The 15,486-nt window shown below is 40.9% G+C and carries 18 protein-coding genes; 16 read left to right on the top strand and 2 right to left on the bottom strand.

The features are described 5' to 3' along the window. The first annotated feature begins 3 nt into the window (after positions 1–3). The 9 genes from ACFQWC_RS01630 to ACFQWC_RS01670 all read left to right on the top strand — a co-directional run bounded on the left by ACFQWC_RS01630 (position 4) and on the right by ACFQWC_RS01670 (position 8,679). Positions 4–294, top strand: a complete 291-nt coding sequence (locus ACFQWC_RS01630; RefSeq protein ID WP_299738614.1) for a DUF1292 domain-containing protein — start codon at positions 4–6, stop codon at positions 292–294. Positions 295–453: 159 nt separating this feature from the next. Further along, positions 454–1,593, top strand: a complete 1,140-nt coding sequence (gene mltG / locus ACFQWC_RS01635) for an endolytic transglycosylase MltG (protein ID WP_299739642.1) — start codon at positions 454–456, stop codon at positions 1,591–1,593. A 198-nt stretch (positions 1,594–1,791) separates the two neighbouring features. Then, positions 1,792–2,439, top strand: coding sequence for an O-methyltransferase (locus tag ACFQWC_RS01640; protein WP_377105775.1), 648 nt, complete (start codon positions 1,792–1,794; stop codon positions 2,437–2,439). Then, positions 2,436–3,365 (top strand): peptidase U32 family protein, encoded by a 930-nt coding sequence (locus tag ACFQWC_RS01645; protein ID WP_377105777.1) that lies wholly within the window; start codon positions 2,436–2,438, stop codon positions 3,363–3,365. The genes ACFQWC_RS01640 and ACFQWC_RS01645 overlap by 4 nt, the downstream gene beginning before the upstream one ends. Before the next feature lie 37 nt (positions 3,366–3,402). Further along, on the top strand, positions 3,403–4,680 hold the full coding sequence (locus tag ACFQWC_RS01650; RefSeq protein ID WP_299738606.1) for a peptidase U32 family protein: 1,278 nt from the start codon (positions 3,403–3,405) through the stop codon (positions 4,678–4,680). Positions 4,681–4,685: 5 nt separating this feature from the next. Then, positions 4,686–5,321, top strand: a complete 636-nt coding sequence (gene udk, locus ACFQWC_RS01655; protein WP_044339568.1) for a uridine kinase — start codon at positions 4,686–4,688, stop codon at positions 5,319–5,321. A 179-nt stretch (positions 5,322–5,500) separates the two neighbouring features. Next, positions 5,501–5,977 (top strand): transcription elongation factor GreA, encoded by a 477-nt coding sequence (greA, locus tag ACFQWC_RS01660; RefSeq protein WP_299738603.1) that lies wholly within the window; start codon positions 5,501–5,503, stop codon positions 5,975–5,977. A gap of 99 nt (positions 5,978–6,076) precedes the next feature. Next, positions 6,077–7,834: a peptidoglycan D,D-transpeptidase FtsI family protein gene (locus ACFQWC_RS01665; RefSeq protein ID WP_341356611.1), complete on the top strand. Its 1,758-nt coding sequence runs from the start codon at positions 6,077–6,079 to the stop codon at positions 7,832–7,834. 137 nt (positions 7,835–7,971) lie between these two features. Then, on the top strand, positions 7,972–8,679 hold the full coding sequence (locus ACFQWC_RS01670) for a YrrS family protein (RefSeq protein WP_299738599.1): 708 nt from the start codon (positions 7,972–7,974) through the stop codon (positions 8,677–8,679). A gap of 48 nt (positions 8,680–8,727) precedes the next feature. Here the strand turns inward: ACFQWC_RS01670 and ACFQWC_RS01675 are convergent, their stop codons facing one another. After that, positions 8,728–8,934 (bottom strand): DUF2536 family protein, encoded by a 207-nt coding sequence (locus ACFQWC_RS01675; protein WP_299738597.1) that lies wholly within the window; start codon positions 8,932–8,934, stop codon positions 8,728–8,730. A gap of 184 nt (positions 8,935–9,118) precedes the next feature. Between ACFQWC_RS01675 and ACFQWC_RS01680 the strand changes: the two genes are divergently transcribed. The 7 genes from ACFQWC_RS01680 to ACFQWC_RS01710 all read left to right on the top strand — a co-directional run bounded on the left by ACFQWC_RS01680 (position 9,119) and on the right by ACFQWC_RS01710 (position 14,275). Next, entirely contained in the window at positions 9,119–9,757 is a 639-nt protein-coding gene (locus tag ACFQWC_RS01680) for a class I SAM-dependent DNA methyltransferase (RefSeq protein WP_341356609.1), read from the top strand. A gap of 16 nt (positions 9,758–9,773) precedes the next feature. After that, positions 9,774–10,466: a 5'-methylthioadenosine/S-adenosylhomocysteine nucleosidase gene (gene mtnN / locus ACFQWC_RS01685; protein ID WP_341356608.1), complete on the top strand. Its 693-nt coding sequence runs from the start codon at positions 9,774–9,776 to the stop codon at positions 10,464–10,466. A gap of 145 nt (positions 10,467–10,611) precedes the next feature. Then, the gene (locus tag ACFQWC_RS01690) at positions 10,612–11,535 is read left to right on the top strand and encodes a PLP-dependent cysteine synthase family protein (protein WP_299738590.1); all 924 of its coding nucleotides are present in this window, start codon (positions 10,612–10,614) and stop codon (positions 11,533–11,535) included. Positions 11,536–11,537: 2 nt separating this feature from the next. Then, positions 11,538–12,674, top strand: coding sequence for a bifunctional cystathionine gamma-lyase/homocysteine desulfhydrase (locus ACFQWC_RS01695; protein WP_299738588.1), 1,137 nt, complete (start codon positions 11,538–11,540; stop codon positions 12,672–12,674). A 102-nt stretch (positions 12,675–12,776) separates the two neighbouring features. After that, entirely contained in the window at positions 12,777–13,016 is a 240-nt protein-coding gene (locus ACFQWC_RS01700; RefSeq protein ID WP_187443288.1) for a YrhC family protein, read from the top strand. Positions 13,017–13,952: 936 nt separating this feature from the next. Beyond that, positions 13,953–14,093, top strand: coding sequence for a YrzI family small protein (locus tag ACFQWC_RS01705; RefSeq protein WP_172655777.1), 141 nt, complete (start codon positions 13,953–13,955; stop codon positions 14,091–14,093). Positions 14,094–14,119: 26 nt separating this feature from the next. After that, positions 14,120–14,275, top strand: a complete 156-nt coding sequence (locus ACFQWC_RS01710; protein WP_299738577.1) for a hypothetical protein — start codon at positions 14,120–14,122, stop codon at positions 14,273–14,275. A 313-nt stretch (positions 14,276–14,588) separates the two neighbouring features. Here the strand turns inward: ACFQWC_RS01710 and sigK are convergent, their stop codons facing one another. Next, positions 14,589–15,305, bottom strand: coding sequence for an RNA polymerase sporulation sigma factor SigK (sigK, locus tag ACFQWC_RS01715; RefSeq protein ID WP_299738575.1), 717 nt, complete (start codon positions 15,303–15,305; stop codon positions 14,589–14,591). Between the last annotated feature and the right edge of the window lie 181 nt (positions 15,306–15,486).

Consider the following 15,486-nt stretch of genomic DNA (forward strand, 5'->3'; position numbering starts at 1 on the left):
TTCATGGAACACGGAGAAAAACAAATTACAGTAGTTGACGAACAAGGAAATGAACAATTATGCGAGGTTCTTTTCACGTTTGAATCAGATAAATTCGGAAAATCTTATGTACTATATTATCCACTGGGAGCAGATGAGAACGACGAAGAAGAAATCGAAATCCACGCGTCTGCATTCCTTCCGGGAGACGAAGGCCAAGAAGGCGAATTAAAGCCGATTGAAACAGAAGAAGAGTGGGACATGATCGAAGAAATGTTAAACACTTTCTTAGACGAAGAAGAAGAAGCTGAATAAGCGTTAATTTTTCATACGAAACAGGGACCGCAAAAAGGGACAAAAAATTCACCTTTTTGCAGGTCCCTGTTTCACTTTGTGCAAAATATTGTATAATAGTGAAGATGATGTCGAATTACGCCCAACGGATATCCCTTTTTTTGCTCGAAAGGGGGAAATATAGCTTTGGAAAAAAATAAAAACATAAAAGAAACGCTTATGAAAAAACTGCTGGAGAGACAAGAGGAGGCTAAGGTCATTAGAAAAATAGTAGGTCTTGTCATTCTTTGTCTTGTCATCGTTATTGGAGGAACGGCCATCGGTGGATACCTTTATGTGAATTCAGCATTAAAACCCGTCGATCCGGACAACACTAATCCAGTGAAAGTCGAAATACCTATAGGCTCTGGAGTTACTTCCATCGGAAACATTTTGGAGGAAAAAGGAATTGTCAAGAATTCAACGATCTTTAAATACTATGTAAAATTTAATAATGAATCCGGTTTTCAGGCAGGTTCCTATGACTTGACACCTTCCATGACGTTAAATGAAATTGTTAATAGTTTAAAAACAGGGAAGGTAATGAGAAAAGCAGAGTTTAAGATTACCATACCTGAGGGACTTCAATTAGATCAAATCGCTGAGATCATAGCTGATAAGTCCCCTTATGAGAAAGAAGAAATTGAAAAAAAATTAAATGATAAGAAATGGCTCGAGCAATTAAAACAGGAATATCCGGCACTGATAACTGATGAAATATTAAATAAAAAAATTAAACGTCCGTTAGAAGGATATCTATATCCCGCGACATACCCTTTCTATGAGAAGAAGCCTTCCTTAGAAGCAATCTTAACGAAGATGATTGCACAAACGAACGAAGTCCTCGCTCAATATGAGGGAGCGATGGCAGATAGGGAATACACGGCCCATGAGCTTCTGACGTTATCTTCCCTCATTGAAGAAGAAGCAACAGAAAAAGCGGACAGAGGAAAAATCTCAAGTGTATTCTATAATCGTATAGAAGAGGATATGCCCCTTCAAACCGATCCAACGGTGCTTTATGCATTAGGGAAGCATAAAGATAGAACCGTATACAAAGATCTTGAAGTGGATTCACCTTATAACACATATAGAGTGAAGGGGTTACCGCCCGGTCCGATCGCGAACGCCGGTGTGTCTTCGATTGAAGCGGCTTTAGAACCGGAGGATACAGAGTATTACTATTTCCTGGCTTCTTCCAATGGATCCGTTTATTATTCTGAAACATTAGAAGAGCATAATGAGAAAAAGGCGAAGTACATTACAAACAAAGAAGAATAGCGGGGTGAGAAGAGGAAAGAAAGATTCGCTTTCCTCTTCTCTATGTGATAAAATAGTACAAGTTATTTTTTATACGGGCGTTATCTTTATGAAGATGTGTGTGAAGTAGAAAGCTCATTGTAGCTTTCTTCTTTTCATGTTGTCTGAGAAAGAATCGTAACCCGGGACCATTTATGATAATGATCGTGAGGCTTATATATGAACGAACAGGTTATTCATTATATAGAATCAATCGTGAAAGAACGTCCTGCATTAATTGCAGAGATGGAACAATATGCTGAAGTCCATAATGTTCCCATTATGGAGCTGGTGGGCATTGAAGCACTCCTTGGGATGTTAAGGATCCAACAGCCGAAGCGCATCTTGGAAATCGGAACGGCTATCGGATATTCTGCTCTCAGAATGGCGGAGGCTCTTCCCCACTCGACAGTTGTGACCCTTGAACGTGACGAAGGAAGATTCGACGCAGCTCAGAGCTTTCTGTCTCGCTCAGAGGACGGAAAGAGGATTGTTACTTTATTCGGTGATGCCCTGGAACTTGGGGAAGAAGTGAAGAAACACGGGCCTTTTGATGCGATATTCATCGATGCGGCCAAGGGACAATACCTTAAATTCTTTGAACTTTACTCCAGTATGCTGTCAGAAGAAGGGGTCGTTTACTCTGACAATGTCCTGTTCAAAGGACTTGTTGCTCAAGAAGAGGTAGAGCAGAAAAGAATTCGAAACATGGTCAAGAAACTACGGAATTATAATACATGGCTCATGACCCATGAGCAATTTAATACGAGTATTTTACCCGTAGGAGACGGTATTGCCATCAGTAAAAAAAGAGGTGAGCGCTCATGAAAAAACCAGAATTACTTGTAACCCCTGTCTCTGTTGCTGATATTGAACCGTTGGCATTGGCGGGGGCAGATGCGTTTATGATTGGTGAACAAAGGTATGGCTTAAGGCTTGCGGGAGAGTTTTCAAGAGAAGATGTTCGAGAAGCCATCAAAGTTGCTCACAAACACGGTAAGAAAGTGTACGTAGCCATGAACGCTCTTTTCCATAATGATAAAATTTCTGAGCTTGACGACTATATTTCCTTTCTAAAAGGAGCCGGTGCGGATGCGATAGTGTTCGGTGATCCGGCTGTGTTAATGGCTGTACGTGAAGTGGCACCTGAGATGAAGCTGCATTGGAATACCGAAACAACTGCCACCAATTGGTACACGTGTAATTACTGGGGCAGAAAAGGGGCGAAACGCGCTGTTTTGGCCAGGGAATTAAGCATGGATACCATTGTGGAGATGAAAGAGAATGCAGAGGTTGAAATCGAGGTCCAGGTCCACGGTATGACCTGCATGTTCCAATCAAAACGCTCTTTACTTGGTAACTATTTTGAGTATAGAGGAAAGGCGATGGAGATTGAAAACCGTAAAGAACAACGAAATATGTTCCTGCACGATGAAGAACGTCATAATAAATACCCAATCTATGAGGATGAGAACGGCACTCATATTATGAGTCCGAATGATATGTGCATCGTCGATGAACTGGGTGAAATGGTCGAGGCAGGCATTGACTCCTTCAAAATCGATGGGGTTCTGAAATCATCAGACTATATATTGGAAGTGACGAAACTATATCGTAAAGCCATTGATCTATGTGTAGAAGACGAAGATCAATATGAAGAGAAAAAAGACGATTTTCTAGAAGGAGCGAAGAAGCTGCAACCGGAAAATCGTCCACTGGATACGGGATTCTTTTTTAAAGAAACGGTGTATTAACAATGAAATCATGTTTGATCAGAACGGAGGAGTTACGATGACCACGGTTGTGAAAAACCCTATATCCAAGATGGTAGATGGAAAGCGTGTCATTGTGAAGAAACCTGAACTACTGGCTCCTGCTGGTAATCTGGAAAAATTGAAAATAGCTGTTCATTACGGTGCAGATGCAGTCTATATTGGCGGACAGGAATACGGCCTGCGTTCAAATGCCGGGAACTTCACCCTTGAAGAGATGAAAGAGGGCGTTGAGTTTGCAAGGGTTTATGGTGCCAAAATATATGTGACAACCAATATCTATGCCCATAATGAAAATATGGATGGCCTGGAAGAATACTTACGTGGACTTCAAGAAGCGGGAGTCGCGGGTATTATTGTAGCAGATCCCCTCATCATTGAGACATGCAGGAGAGTCGCTCCGAATGTGGAGGTACATTTAAGTACCCAGCAGTCACTTTCAAACTGGAAGGCAGTCCAGTTCTGGAAAGAAGAAGGACTTGATCGTGTTGTATTGGCCCGTGAAGCAAGCGGCGACGAAATCCGAGAGATGAAGGAAAAGGTGGATATTGAAATTGAGACCTTTATTCATGGAGCTATGTGCATTGCCTACTCCGGCCGCTGTACATTAAGTAACCATATGACTGCCCGTGATTCAAATCGTGGCGGGTGCTGTCAATCATGCCGTTGGGATTATGATTTATATGAAGTCGACGGAGAGAATGAAAATCCTCTTTACGACAACGGTGATGCTCCTTTTGCCATGAGTCCGAAAGATTTAAAGCTGGTTGAATCAATTCCGAGAATGATTGAATTAGGCATTGACAGCCTGAAAATCGAAGGACGTATGAAGTCCATTCACTATGTAGCCACTGTCGTAAGTGTATACCGTAAAGTGATTGACGAATACTGTAAAGATCCCGATAACTTTACGATTAAACAAGAGTGGCTGAAAGAACTGGACAAATGTGCGAATCGTGACACAGCTCCAGCGTTCTTTGAGGGAGTTCCTGGCTTTAAGGAGCAAATGTTTGGTGTTCATAATAAGAAAAATACAAACTATGAATTTGTCGGACTTGTGTTAGATTACGACGAAGAAACGCAAATCGTCACCCTGCAACAAAGAAACCATTTTAAAACAGGACAGGAAATAGAGTTTTTCGGACCTGAAATCTCAAATTTCACGCAAGTCGTCGAGAAAATGTGGGATGAAAAAGGAAATGAGCTTGATGTTGCACGTCACCCATTACAAATTGTGAAATTCAAAGTTCATCAGAGAGTATATCCTGATAACATGATGCGAAAGGAGAACACCTAATACTTATGAAGCATAAACCCGTTGTGATTGGTGTAGCAGGAGGATCCGGCTCAGGTAAAACAAGTGTCACCAAAGCCATTTATGAGCAATTTCAAGGTCATTCGATTTTAATGCTGCAGCAGGACTATTATTATAAAGATCAATCGAATCTTCCTTTTGAGGAACGTTTAAAAACCAATTATGATCATCCATTAGCATTTGACAATGATCTATTAATTCAACATCTGCACGGTCTTTTAGATCATCAACCCGTAAATAAGCCGGTTTATGATTATAAAATGCACACCCGTTCAGACGACACGATTCTCGTTGAACCGAAAGATGTTATTATTTTAGAAGGAATTTTAGTATTAGAAGATGAAAGATTGCGTAACTTAATGGATATTAAGCTATATGTAGATACAGATGCCGATCTTCGCATCATTAGAAGGATGCTTCGTGATATCAAGGAGCGTGGCCGTTCCATTGATTCCGTCATTGATCAATACATTACAGTTGTTCGTCCTATGCATAATCAATTTATCGAACCGACGAAGCGATATGCTGATGTGATCATTCCTGAAGGTGGTCATAATCACGTAGCCATCGATTTAATGGTAACAAAAATTCAAACAATTCTTGAACAAAAGTCATTTTTGTAATACGATAGCATAGATAAAGACATAAAGGTAGAAGTTACATTTTCCCACATTGTAAAGAAGCAGGGAATGGAGAGAGAATGAATTCTCTCTCCATTCCCTACCTTTACATAACTAGCAAATGAACATTTACATAGAGAGTATGGGGAAACTCTTAGATAGCAGAAGGAGTGAAGAGGGTCATGAGTACAGAAAAAGTATTTCCTATGACAGCAGAAGGTAAAGCTAAATTGGAAAAAGAGCTTGAGAATTTGAAAACGGTTAAACGTAAAGAAGTAGTAGAGCGTATTAAAATCGCCCGAAGCTTTGGAGATTTATCCGAGAACTCAGAATACGACGCAGCGAAAGATGAACAAGCATTTGTTGAAGGCCGTATTTCTACTTTAGAAAACATGATTCGCAATGCGAAAATCATTCAAGAAGATGATATGAATTCAGATACAGTACAATTAGGTAAAAAGGTAACGTTCGTTGAACTGCCGGACGGAGACAAAGAAACATACACAATCGTCGGTAGTGCAGAAGCAGATCCATTTGAAGGAAAGATTTCAAATGATTCACCAATCGCGAAAAGCCTTCTTGGCCATAAAGTAGGCGCGGAAGTAAGCGTTCAAACTCCAGGTGGAGAAATGAATGTGAAGATTGTGGAAGTAAGCTGATCATGTAGGAGGGGCTCATTAGCGGGCCTCTTCTTTTTTTATGCCGGGAAAAAGATTATTTCACCCGAAACTCGTCAACAATGGGGACGAGGTGACATTATGAAACGTAAACGAATCAGGCTGCTCAGTATCTTCTTATTACTCTCTCTCTTTGCCTTGTCAGGGAGACTGATGCAATTGCAATTATTTCAAACAGAGTCCTATTCGAAACATAAAATCAATCTTCTTGAAGAAAGTGTATCTCAACGAACACAACAATTGGTGATCGATGAAGGGCGTGGAGAATTTCTTGATCGAAACGGTGAGCCTCTTACGTTTACGGAAAAGAATATTCTCGTTCTTTTTCCATTTCTAAAACAAATCGAATGGCCAGTAGAAAAAGTGGCGGGAATCCTTCATGTCCCTCCCAAAACCATTCAATCTAAGGTTGAAGAAGCGAAAGGACCTATCGTATTTGGCGGAAAAGAACCTTTACAGCTCACCGAAAATCAAATGAAAGAAATCAATGACCTTGAAATTCAAGGAGTGTTTGCACTCACGAAAAAGTTCAAAAGTAGTGAAGTGCCTGCTTCACAGCTGATTGGTGTGACGGGAGAAAATGCCGACGTGTTCCATAAGCGTTACCCGGATAAAGTAAAGGGGGCCAATCAGAAAATTGGCGTGTCCGGGCTTCAAGAGAGCTTTGATGAATGGCTGGTAGCAGAAGAGGAAGCGAAATTGATCTATCATGTTGATGCAATCGGTGGCCCATTATTCGGTGTGGATGTAAAATATTTGGCGCCAGCCAATCCATTCTATCCCCTTAATGTGAAAACGACGATTGATGGGAAGATGCAGCAAGCATTGGAAGAGGTTGCAGATACGTATAACATTCAAAAGGGAGGATTACTGCTCCTTGATATTGAAAAAAGCGAAATTGTCGCAAGTGTCTCAAGACCTGCGATGAGCAGCCGTGACCCGTTCAGTGGCGGGGCAACGAACTACATGCTGAAAGCGTTGATCCCCGGCTCTGTGTTTAAGACCGTTGTCGCCGCTGCAGCCATGGACGAAGGGATTGTGGATGAAAGCAGGCTATTTGCATGTGATGAAGATATTCGAGGCGGTCGTGCAGAAAAGCCACACGGAACTATCAATATAAAAACGAGTCTTGCCGTCAGCTGTAACCGGACGTTTGCGGATTTGGCCAATGAATTAACGGAGAAAGATACCCATCTTCTTGATGAATATGCTGAAAAGATCGGCTTGCTTGGTGATATTGTCTGGAAAGGGGATGTCTTTCATTACGAAAGCTTTCCTCAGCTTCAAGTAAGCGAAGGAAGGATCTTTGCGTCGGAAGAACATAGAGATGAACCCAAACTTGTTTCTCAAACTGGGATTGGACAACAAGAAGTTCGAGTCACTCCTCTGGGCATCGCCAATATGATGGCCACCATCGCCAGGGGAGGAGAGAAATATCAAGTGAGTGCCGTATCCGCCGTCGAGTACCAAAATGGAACGAAGATGTTTTCCTTCCCCAAACAAAAGCAGGAGGGTGAGACGATTACTCCATATACGGCAATGAAGCTTCAGCAGTATTTAAGAGGAGTTGTAAACTCACCTGAAGGAACTGCTCCATACCTGCAAACAGCTGCCTACACCATTGCCGGTAAAACGGGAACGGCGCAAACAGGTAATTATCGGGGTGAAGAAGCGAAAGAAAATGAATTGTATAATAAATGGTTCGCAGGATATTTTCCCTTTGAAAACCCTAAATACTCCCTGGTTGCCGTCAACATGGATGTGAAGATCGATGAGGGTGGGATCTACCCGATTTTCAAAGATAGCGTAGATGCCATATATAATCTTGAAAACGATTAAACCTATTGTACAATGGTCCTGTGACCTTTTTCCCTTTCTAATGAAAGTGGCTGAATCCCTAAGAATGGATAATGTTTCGCTTTATTCTTTTCCTCTTGTCATGTTAAAATGTTTAGGATAATAGGGAGGGAAACATAATGGCGAAATACCAATCTCGATTAGATAAACGATCCAAGAAGAATACAAATAAAATTTTGAACATAATGATTGCAGTCGTACTTTTATTGATTGTCGTTGTCGGAGCAACAATAGTGATGGGAGACGGCGATGAAAAGGCATCATCCGGTCTTGCGAATACAGAAACAAAAGAATCAAACAAGAGCAATAATAATGTTGAAAAAGACGATAAATCTGTTTCTTTAGATGAGGATAAAAAATCTGAGGAAAAAGAGAATGAAAATAAAAAAGACGAAGAAAAGAAAAGCGATGAAGAAAAACAAAAAGATGAAGCTTCTGATGAAAAGCAGGACACTGTTAAATTAGAAGGTGAAGACCAAAGTGAATTAAAAGTAGAAGATAGTGACGATCCAAATGTGAAGCAAACAATGGTGCATCCTAACTGGAAGCCAATCGGAACAGAGCAAACAGGTGAACACGTATCTTCATATGATTTAGGATCAGCCGACTGGCAGGAAAAAGTAAAAGCTACGTCGTATGCAACGGGAATTCCTGAAGATAATATGACCGTTTGGTATATTGAAGGGAACGGCGGCCCTCAGAAATCCATGGCTACCGTGACAGCTAAAGATACAAAAACGCCATACAGAGTGTACCTGCAGTGGGTGGACGGCAAAGGATGGCAGCCTACGAAAGTACAGGAATTAGTGGAAAATGATAAAGACTAATAATAGATGAAAAAGGCCCTTTCTCTTGGAAGGGCCTTTTTCAATGAATTACTTCTTTACTTTAAAATGAACCGCAGCACTATACAACCTCCTGCCATTTTCATCAATTGAAACGGCATGATCCACATGGTGTACACTAAGCATGATCGCTTTATTATGCTGAATTTGTTCATCTACCTTCTTTTCTAATGTTCTTAAATTATCTGCTTCAAAAAATTCCACTTTATCTTCTATTAAGTCAAATGAAATATTCATAAGATTCTCCTCCTCATTTGCTTGTGGCAGGTTGTCTCCCCTTATTTTAGAGTCACAAAACGGATTTTACAATTATTATTTGTTGAATTCATTAGGAGAATATGATAATTTAATAACAGTTTAAATTTTAATTCATAGTATGTTTATAGGAATTATAAACTTAATGTAGCAGAGGTGCTAAACCATGGGTAGAGAATTTTTGGATTTGTTTCAGGATTGGGCAGATTCTTATGACGATACAGTTACTGGAAAAGACGTTGAATACCAAGCGGTCTTCGAGGAGTATGAATCCATTCTTGACGAGGTTGTGTCCCGTTCTAAGGGAAGGGTCGTTGAATTTGGTCCCGGTACTGGAAACTTGACCAAGAGATTACTGGATGCAGGGCTTGAAGTGGTTCCTTTTGAACCTTCTCCTGAAATGAGAGCGATCGGAATGCAGAAGCTTGGAGAAGACGTGACGTTTAGGGATGGTGATTTCCTGGACTTTTCTTTAGAAGGAAGGGCAGATTCCATCGTCAGCTCCTATGCATTTCATCATTTAACAGATGAAGAAAAGGGAAAAGCTTTTAGCATATATGGAAAGCTCCTAGCACAAGGTGGTAAAATAGTATTTGCCGATACGATATTTGAAACGGATCAGCACTATCAAGCCGCCATATCCCTAGCAATAAAAAAAGAGTATTACAATCTGGCTGAAGATTTAAAACGGGAATATTACACAACCTTGGAGGTTCTAAGGGAGTTATTGAACCAGAATGGATTTTCAGTTCGATTTAAGCAAGTGAATACCTTTGTTTGGATTATGGAGGCGACTAAACAGTAGAAAGAGGTTTTTAGTAATGAAAATCGCCATCATTGGAGCAATGGAAGAAGAAGTAGCCTTACTTAGAGAAAATATTTCAAACCCTGTAGTGGAAACAATCGCAGGGTGTGAATATACAAGTGGAATGATGAAAGACAAAGAAGTGATCTTACTTCGCTCAGGAATCGGCAAAGTGAATGCAGCGATGTCAACAGCTGTTCTTCTACAGCATTTTAAACCGGATTGCATCATCAATACAGGGTCAGCAGGAGGATTCGATCCTTCTCTAAATGTTGGTGATGTCGTCATCTCAACAGAAGTAAGACATCATGATGTGGATGTAACGGCTTTTGGATATGAATACGGTCAGGTACCGCAGCTTCCTGCAGCATTTACAGCAGACGAGAAATTAATGAAAACGGCTATTGCCAGCGTGAAGGAACTGGGAGATGCTCAAGTGGTGTCAGGATTAATCGCCACGGGAGATTCATTTATGAATGATCCGGTGCGAGTGGAAGCGATCCGTGACAAGTTTACTGATTTACAGGCAGTAGAAATGGAAGCGGCTGCCATTGCGCAAGTGGCTCATCAATTCCACGTACCATTTGTCATCATTCGATCTCTTTCTGATATTGCCGGCAAGGAATCAGATGTTTCCTTCGAGCAATACTTAGAAAAGGCAGCACTTCACTCTGCTAAAATGGTAATGAGCATTGTAGAGTCTGTATAATACAAGGGAAATATGGCTGACCCAGGTACCAACTTTCTCCTAAACTCATACGGAACAGATGTGTTCAGGCGAGCACTCTATTCGTGTATACGGAGAACAGGGATGGTGGATGGGTCAGCTTTTTTTATAAAGGGGGATTGAATACATGGACGTGTATAAAAGCGTACATGACCTGATTGGGAATACACCGATTGTCGAGATTACAAACTTCCCATTGAAGAAAGGCGTTCGCCTCTTTGCCAAGCTGGAGTTTTTCAATCCCGGGGGTAGTGTGAAGGATCGTTTAGGCAGGGAATTATTAGAAGATGCCATTCGCAAAGGTAAAATAAAACCGGGAGGCACCTTCATCGAACCGACTGCAGGGAACACGGGAATCGGCCTGGCTCTCGCAGCTGTGAATTCTGGATACAACGTTATGTTCTGCGTACCTGAAAAATTCAGTATGGAGAAACAGGAGCTTATGAAAGCATTAGGAGCAAAAATAGTCCATACTCCTACCGAAGAAGGAATGAAGGGTGCCATCGCAAAAGCAACTGAACTGGTGAAGGAAATCCCTAACTCTTATTCTCCTCAGCAATTTGGAAATGATGCTAACCCCAATACGTATTACAAAACATTGGGACCGGAACTCTGGAGCCAGATGAACGGCGAAATTCATACGTTTGTTGCAGGTGCGGGGACAGGTGGTACCTTTATGGGGACAGCTCAATTCCTCAAAGAAATGAATGGAAATATTAAAACAGTGATTGTCGAACCTGAAGGATCCATTTTGAATGGCGGGTCAACGGGACCTCATAAAACTGAGGGGATCGGTATGGAATTTTTACCTCACTATATGGATTCAAGCTATTTCAATAGTATCCATACCGTAACAGATGACAATGCTTTTAAAAGAGTAAAAGAGCTTGCCTTGCTGGAAGGTTTACTGGTCGGCAGTTCTTCTGGCGCTGCACTTCATGCCGCATTACAGGAGGCAGAAGAAGCTCAATCCGGAAGTCACATCGTAACGATTTTCCCGGATTCAAGTGAGCGCTATTTAAGTAAGAAAATATATGAAGGAGGAATCTAATCATGAAAAAGAAAACACAATTAATACACGGCGGTATCCCGACAGATCCTCAAACAGGTGCTGTATCCACTCCCATTTATCAGGTGAGTACGTATAAACAAGATGAAGTAGGAAAGCATAAAGGCTTTGAATATTCGCGTTCCGGAAACCCGACCCGGCACGCCCTTGAAGAGCTTATTAAAGATCTGGAAGGCGGGGAAAAAGGTTTTGCCTTCGGATCGGGAATGGCGGCTATCACAGCGGTTATGATGTTGTTCAACAGCGGAGATCATATTGTGATGACAGACGATGTTTATGGAGGAACGTACCGTGTCATGACGAAGGTGTTAAATCGCGTCGGTATCGAGTCCACCTTCGTTGATACAAGTGATACCAACAATATCGAAAGTGCCATTAAGCCGAATACAAAAGCTATATACATTGAAACACCTACAAATCCATTATTGAAAATTACCGATATCGAGGCTGCAGCTTCATTAGCTAAGAAGCACAATCTGTTGACGATTGTAGATAATACGTTCAGCACGCCATATTGGCAAAATCCAATCAGCCTGGGAGCAGACATCGTTCTTCACAGTGCAACGAAATACATCGGCGGACACAGTGACGTTGTGGCAGGACTGGTCGTTGTGAATTCCGAAGAGCTTGCTGAAGAGTTATTTTTTGTGCAGAATTCCACAGGTGGGGTTCTTGGACCACAGGATTCATGGTTACTGATTCGGGGCATTAAAACATTGGGGCTTAGAATGGAAGAACATGAAGAAAACACGAAGAAGATAGTCGAGTACCTTACATCACACCCGAAAGTATCAAAGGTTTACTATCCGGGACTCGAAACCCATCCGAACCACGACATTGCCAAGAAACAGGCATCCGGCTTCGGTGGTATGGTATCCTTTGATGTGGGCAGTGAAGAAAATGCTGATCGTCTCCTCACGAACACCAAATACTTTACATTAGCTGAAAGTCTGGGAGCTGTAGAAAGCTTGATCTCGGTTCCGGCTCGCATGACTCACGCATCCATTCCGGCAGAGCGCCGAAATGAGTTAGGGATCACAGACGGATTAGTACGTATATCTGTAGGTCTTGAAGACGTGGAAGACCTGATTGAAGATATTGAAAATGCCCTTTCAAAGTAATTCGTCAACTGGTAGAACTGGTATCAATTACATGGTAGCTGACATGCGTCAGTATGTTACCATAGAATGAGAGTTTACTAGTTCTAAAGTAGGTGAATGCACATGAAGAACGCAAAAAAAAGAACCATTCAACAAAAGATGAACGACTTCAAACGATTTGGTTTTACGTTACTTGCACTTAGTGTCTTTATGTATTTAGGGGTCATTATTCCAACAGAAACCGTCACACCTAGTAAAACGATCACCCTCATGACAGGGACCGTTGTTTTACTCGGATTGTCACTTATATTTTTTACAAAAGCGATCAAATACAAAAAAGATATGCAATCTATAGATGAATAGATCATGTAAAGCGGGTTCTCATTGAGGACTCGTTTTCTTTTTGTCGTTTTCAAAAGTGGATGGCTGTGAGCCTTCACCCGCATATGGGGTCTCATCCCATGGTTTTGTATAGATTCTAAAAAAATAAATTCATTTTTTGTATGAGTGAAGTGTGAAAACTTGGACCGTTCCTTTCCGCTCCAATCCACTCTGTGCTAATTATTTATTTACCTATGGGTTATTGATAAACAAACATAAAATAGTTCCAATTGTAGATATGTAGATAGTTTGTTTCATAAAACAAATTATCTACACAGGATCGCATAAACAAAAAATTGATAACGAATATTAGGGTAATAAGTCAATTTAGTCTTTCTTACTGCCAGATCGGATCATTGGAAATCATATCCTATACATTCTATATTTGTTATTTTGACCTTTATGCTCTGTCACGAAAATCTTCTATAGATGGTGAGGGGAACTGCGGAGACTCCTGCGGAAGAACGGGCGTGCCGAGCCTCCTCAGCTAGCGTAGCAGTTCCCCTCACCATCCAGCACATTCTCATTGACAGAGCCCGCGGAAGGTCTGATGTCTTAAAATCACAAAACTATGAAAAAGAACACTCTAGAATAATGTGGAAATTTGTAGAAAAAATAATGAGGAAAGTGGTTTACTTTCTAATGGAAATTGGATATACTAACCAATGTAAGAAAAAAATCACAAGAGGGAGGTCGAAGAACATGTTCATGCTTATTGGAAAAATAGACACAACTTCATATTGTTTTCATCATTCGACCGCTTGTGGGATGCTTCACGCTTAATTTTTAAATCCATTAAATGATAGCCACAGGGAGAATGCAGGTTCCTGTGGCTTTTTTGTGCCACAAGGATCGGACTCTTTGTGGCTTTTTAGTATGCCTTGCAGCCCTGCAGGCACTTTGAAAGGGGTGATACGTATGACACTGAATCTTTTATTTATTACGGTAACGTTCAAAAAGAAACAAGAAACATTTGAAGAAGTGACTCACAATGAAACGGTTTCAAAGTTCTATGAAGAAACGAAAACCAAGAACCAGTACATGTCCCAGTTGTTCTAAGGTAATATCAAAAAATGGAGAGGAGAATGAAATATGATTTATGTACAGGAGAAAAGGCTAAATGCGCTATGGGTAGAGAAGGATACTGCCTAACGAAACAGAAGGTGGGTGGAACGATGTTTTTAAATATTGTTTTTTGGTCGGCTCTCTTCCATAAAAAGAAGAAGCAGGATAAGAAATAGAATGAATGGGGGGATGCCTTTTTCGGAGGGTGTCCTCCTTTGTTTTAATGGGATTAAGAGGGCCGTAAGACAGACACAGTTCCGTCAATCTTTAGTAATAAGTTGTTCACGATTGAGAGGGGAATATCCGGCTTTTCGTGATACATTAATAGTAAGAGGAGTAATACTAATTACTGCTAAAGAGGGAGTGAGATTACGATGTTTTCAATGATAATGGGTCTTATCGTAACATCTGTGATTGGTCTGATTATTGCCGCTGAAGTCAGTGTTGAATAGCAAATAAAAAAAGCGATCCGAGCCTGGATCGCTTTTTTCATGATTTATTGCGTTTTTCTTTTTCTTCACGATAAAATTCATGAAACATCTTCATCAGTGCCCTTTTCTCGATTCGTGATACATAACTTCTTGAGATTCCCAGTTCCTTGGCAATTTCCCGCTGAGTCTTTTCCTCTTTTAAGTCTAATCCGAATCGCCCCACAATGACTTCTTTTTCTCTTTCGTCGAGAACACAAATATATTTTCTTACTTTCTCCAGTTCCATGCTTAGTTGAATCGTATCGATGACATCATCACTCTCAGACTTTAAGATATCAATTAAGCTGATTTCGTTTCCTTCTTTATCTTGGCCGATAGGATCATGAAGAGAGACATCTTTTTTCGTTTTCTTGAGAGCACGAAGATGCATAAGAATCTCATTCTCGATACATCGTGCCGCATAAGTTGCAAGCTTGGTGCCTTTGCCTTCTGAATAACTTTCAATTGCCTTGATCAATCCGATGGTCCCGATGGAAATTAGATCTTCTGGATCTTCGCCTGTGTTTTCGAATTTCTTGACGATGTGAGCAACCAATCGCAGATTATGTTCAATGAGCATATTACGGGCATGCTCATTTCCTTCTGCCATCAGCCTTAAATATTTCTTTTCATCTGCTGCAGAAAGTGGTTGAGGGAATGCATTATTCTTAACGTAAGAAACGAGGAAAATTAACTCTTTAAAGAAATACCCCAGTGCTGTTAGAACTCCAGACATGTTTACACCTCCATAAGGACTTAAGCCTATATTCATTCATATGATAAGAAGGGAATGTCCTTGCATGTCCCTGGAAAGTAATCAAAGAAAAGGCAAACTTTCTTAGCCGGTAAATCCCATATTTAAGGTGAAAAATGCCTATACGCTCTTTCCCTATGTACATATACTAGTAGTAAAAGTA

Origin of the sequence: Rossellomorea sp. GCM10028870, assembly GCF_042666755.1 — a bacterium.
In the GTDB taxonomy this organism is placed as follows: Bacteria; Bacillota; Bacilli; order Bacillales; family Bacillaceae_B; genus Rossellomorea.

Bases quoted from the DNA above. Each gene is read 5' to 3' on its own strand.
- ACFQWC_RS01695 (WP_299738588.1), top strand. From the start codon at position 11,538: ATGAAAAAGAAAACACAATTAATACACGGCGGTATCCCGACAGATCCT.
- ACFQWC_RS01665 (WP_341356611.1), top strand. From the start codon at position 6,077: ATGAAACGTAAACGAATCAGGCTGCTCAGTATCTTCTTATTACTCTCT.
- ACFQWC_RS01700 (WP_187443288.1), top strand. From the start codon at position 12,777: ATGAAGAACGCAAAAAAAAGAACCATTCAACAAAAGATGAACGACTTC.
- udk (WP_044339568.1), top strand. From the start codon at position 4,686: ATGAAGCATAAACCCGTTGTGATTGGTGTAGCAGGAGGATCCGGCTCA.
- mtnN (WP_341356608.1), top strand. From the start codon at position 9,774: ATGAAAATCGCCATCATTGGAGCAATGGAAGAAGAAGTAGCCTTACTT.
- sigK (WP_299738575.1), bottom strand. From the start codon at position 15,305: ATGTCTGGAGTTCTAACAGCACTGGGGTATTTCTTTAAAGAGTTAATT.
- ACFQWC_RS01705 (WP_172655777.1), top strand. From the start codon at position 13,953: ATGACACTGAATCTTTTATTTATTACGGTAACGTTCAAAAAGAAACAA.
- ACFQWC_RS01645 (WP_377105777.1), top strand. From the start codon at position 2,436: ATGAAAAAACCAGAATTACTTGTAACCCCTGTCTCTGTTGCTGATATT.
- ACFQWC_RS01640 (WP_377105775.1), top strand. From the start codon at position 1,792: ATGAACGAACAGGTTATTCATTATATAGAATCAATCGTGAAAGAACGT.
- ACFQWC_RS01680 (WP_341356609.1), top strand. From the start codon at position 9,119: ATGGGTAGAGAATTTTTGGATTTGTTTCAGGATTGGGCAGATTCTTAT.
- ACFQWC_RS01630 (WP_299738614.1), top strand. From the start codon at position 4: ATGGAACACGGAGAAAAACAAATTACAGTAGTTGACGAACAAGGAAAT.
- ACFQWC_RS01650 (WP_299738606.1), top strand. From the start codon at position 3,403: ATGACCACGGTTGTGAAAAACCCTATATCCAAGATGGTAGATGGAAAG.
- ACFQWC_RS01710 (WP_299738577.1), top strand. From the start codon at position 14,120: ATGAAATATGATTTATGTACAGGAGAAAAGGCTAAATGCGCTATGGGT.
- greA (WP_299738603.1), top strand. From the start codon at position 5,501: ATGAGTACAGAAAAAGTATTTCCTATGACAGCAGAAGGTAAAGCTAAA.
- ACFQWC_RS01670 (WP_299738599.1), top strand. From the start codon at position 7,972: ATGGCGAAATACCAATCTCGATTAGATAAACGATCCAAGAAGAATACA.
- ACFQWC_RS01675 (WP_299738597.1), bottom strand. From the start codon at position 8,934: ATGAATATTTCATTTGACTTAATAGAAGATAAAGTGGAATTTTTTGAA.
- ACFQWC_RS01690 (WP_299738590.1), top strand. From the start codon at position 10,612: ATGGACGTGTATAAAAGCGTACATGACCTGATTGGGAATACACCGATT.